The 226-nt window shown below is 72.6% G+C and carries 1 protein-coding gene; it reads left to right on the top strand.

Annotated features, from left to right (window positions below; all coding sequences use genetic code 11):
• A partial coding sequence (secG, locus tag TW83_RS19025; RefSeq protein ID WP_045984360.1) for a preprotein translocase subunit SecG occupies positions 1 to 226 on the top strand: 226 nt, incomplete at both ends.

Genomic DNA, 226 nt, shown 5'->3' with positions numbered 1-226 from the left:
CATGGGCGGCGGTGGCGGTGCCGGTGGCGGCGTCATGTCGGGCCGCCAGGCGGCCAACGTGCTGACCCGGGTGACGTGGATCCTGGGCGTGGCGATCTTCGCGACCTCGATCGCGCTGACGATCCTGGCGGCGCGCCAGGCCAACAACAGCTCGATCATGGACCAGTTCGGCGGCCAGGCCCCGACCGAGGCACCGGCGACCGGACTGCCGGGTCTGCCGGCCTAT

It is taken from the genome of Paracoccus sp. S4493, from assembly GCF_000967735.1.
GTDB classification, from domain to species: domain Bacteria; phylum Pseudomonadota; class Alphaproteobacteria; order Rhodobacterales; family Rhodobacteraceae; genus Paracoccus; species Paracoccus marcusii.
Note: the sequence above shows the minus strand (reverse complement) of the source record. Positions and strands in the feature narration are given on the sequence as shown.